This window comes from Meiothermus luteus (genome assembly GCF_003574085.1).
GTDB classification, from domain to species: Bacteria; Deinococcota; Deinococci; order Deinococcales; family Thermaceae; genus Meiothermus; species Meiothermus luteus.
On record NZ_QWKZ01000180.1, the window covers coordinates 1 to 2,485 of the forward strand.

4 protein-coding genes are annotated in these 2,485 nt (G+C 69.9%); all 4 read left to right on the forward strand.

From position 1 onward, the window contains the following. Positions 1-333, forward strand: a 333-nt coding sequence (locus Mlute_RS14910; protein WP_147371130.1) for an Ldh family oxidoreductase, incomplete at its 5' end; no start/stop codon positions are given. After that, positions 326-1,264: a sugar kinase gene (locus tag Mlute_RS14915; RefSeq protein ID WP_119361311.1), complete on the forward strand. Its 939-nt coding sequence runs from the start codon at positions 326-328 to the stop codon at positions 1,262-1,264. The genes Mlute_RS14910 and Mlute_RS14915, both read left to right, overlap by 8 nt. Next, complete coding sequence (locus Mlute_RS14920; protein WP_119361312.1) at positions 1,265-1,999, forward strand: SDR family NAD(P)-dependent oxidoreductase; 735 nt, start codon at positions 1,265-1,267, stop codon at positions 1,997-1,999. Positions 2,000-2,031: 32 nt separating this feature from the next. After that, positions 2,032-2,485, forward strand: a 454-nt coding sequence (locus Mlute_RS14925) for a WD40 repeat domain-containing protein (protein WP_407942658.1), incomplete at its 3' end; no start/stop codon positions are given.

The following is a 2,485-nucleotide window of genomic DNA, read 5'->3' on the forward strand; positions in this document are numbered from 1 at the left end:
GTGCTGACCGGGGCGGGGGTTGCCCACGGGGTAGGCCGGATGTACGACGATTGGTCACGCCCCCAGAATGTGGGGCACCTGTTTTTAGCCCTTGACCCCGCCCGCTTCCTCTCCCAGGAGGTCTTTCTAAAGCGGATGGAGGAGCTTTGGGAGGGGATAAAGGCCACCCCACCGGCACCCGGTTTTGGGGAGGTCTTTTTGCCGGGCGAGCGGGAGCGGGCCTTGAAGGCGGTCCGGCTCAGGGATGGGGTGCCGCTGGAGGCGGCCACCCTCGAGGCCCTGCGGGAGTTGGGGCGTCGCTGGGGCCAACCGCTGGAGGTTGGGCATGCCTGAGGTGGTGGCGGCGGGCGAGGCCATGGTCCTGCTGCTGGCCCCCCAGCCCGGCTACCTGCGGCACCAGGCTTGGCTCGAGCTACGGGTAGGAGGGGCCGAGGCCAACCTGGCCATCGCCCTGGCCCGGCTGGGGTTCAAAGCCGGGTTTGTGGGCTGGTTGGGGCAGGATGAGCTGGGCGAGCTGGTGCTCCAGCGGCTGCGGGCCGAGGGGGTGGAGGTGAGCCAGGTGCGCCGGCTCGAGGCCCCCACCGGCCTCTACATCCGCGAGCGCCTGCCGGGAGGCCGGGGCCGGGTGCACTACCGCCGCTCGGGCTCGGCGGCCGCGCAGATGATCCCCGGTGCTTTTGACCCCGACTACCTGGAGGGGTGCCGGGTCTTTCACCTGAGCGGCATCACCCCGGCCCTATCCTCCGGCGCCGCTGCTTTTGCCCGCTGGGCCATGGCCGAGGCCCGGCGCCGAGGCGCGCTGGTGAGCCTGGATGTCAACTACCGGAGCAAGCTGTGGGGGCCTGGCCCGGCGCGGGCCTGGCTGGAGGAGGTCCTGCCCCAGGTGGACTGCCTCTTCCTGAGCCAGGAGGATGCCCGCCTTTGGGAGGCGAGCGGTCTGGAGCTGCTCAGGGCCCTGGCCGCCCGGGGCCCCGGCCATGTGGTGCTCAAGCAGGGGCGCTTGGGCGCTTTGGCCCTGGTGGAAGGCTGCTGCTTTGAGTCCCCGGCCTTCCCCGTGGAGGAGGTGGACCCGGTGGGGGCGGGGGACGCTTTCTCGGCCGGCTACCTGGCCGGCCTTTTGTGGGGTAAACCCCCCGCGGAGCGGCTCAGGATAGGGAATGCCCTGGGGGCTTTGGCGGTCTCGGTCCCAGGCGACTACGAAGGGGCCCCTTCCGCCTCGGAGTTGGCAGATTTTCTCCAGCAGCAGACTTTTGTGGAGCGTTAGATGGAGCGAGTAGCCTTGGTCACAGGCGGCAGCCGCGGCATTGGCCGGGCCATTGTCGAGGAGCTTTTGCGCAGGGGTTTTCGTGTGGGGGTGGCGGCCCGCCAGCCTCAAGAGGCGGTAGAGGAGCTGCAGGCTCAGGGCTGGCCGGTTTTTGCGGTGCCCACGGACCTGGCCCAAGACCCCCCGCAGGGGGTGGTGCGGCGAACCATCGCCCAGGCCGGGGGTCTGCACGCTTTGGTTCACGCCGCAGGAATAAACGTGCGCAAGCCGGCCTTGGAGCTTTCCTACGAGGAGTGGCGGCGGGTTTTGTACCTGCACCTGGACGTGGCCTTTTTGCTGGCCCAGGCCGCGGCTCCTGCCATGGCCCAAGCGGGCTGGGGGCGGGTGCTGTTCATTGGTTCGGTGACCACCTTTAGCGGCGGGGGGCCGGTGCGTATCCCGGCCTACACCACCGCCAAAACCGGTCTGCTCGGCCTGACCCGGGCTTTGGCCAAGGAGTGGGCCCCCTTGGGCATCCGGGTGAACCTGCTCTGCCCCGGCTACGTCAAGACGGAGTTCACCGCCGCGGTCTGGGAGAACCCCGAGCTTTATGGGCCGATTACCGCCCGGATTCCCCTGGGGCGCTGGGCCGCCCCGGAGGAGATCGCCCGGGTGGGCGGGTTCTTGTGCAGCGAGGAGGCCGACTACCTCACCGGCCAGGCGGTGGTGGCGGACGGGGGCTTCCTGGCCTACTAAAGGGGCTGTGCTCCTTGGGGTATGGTGAGGGGGTGCGAGGGGGGCTCATCTGCTGCTTTCTGGGGTTGTCGCTGGTTGGGGCCCAGCCGTCCTTGGGGCTTCTCAGCGGGCATCGAGCCCCGGTCAGCGCGGTGGCCCTTGGCCCAGACGGAACGCTGGCCCTGGGGGCCGATGCCTACATCCAGCTCTACCGCCCCGACGGCCGCTTGGAGCGCACCCTAAGCGGCCACACCGACACCGTGCATGCGCTGGATTTTTCCTCTGGGGGCCTTTTGCTGAGCGCCTCTGCCGACACCACCCTGAGGCTCTGGGGGCCGGGTGGTGGGGGCCAGGCTGTTCTTCGCGGCCACCGCCACCCGGTCTGGTCGGCCCGCTTCAGCCCGGATGGTCGCCGGGTGCTAAGCGGTGCGGCCGATGGGGAGCTGCGGCTTTGGGGCCTCGAGGGTGGGAGCCGGTCCCGGCGGATGGGGCAGGGCTGGGTCTACG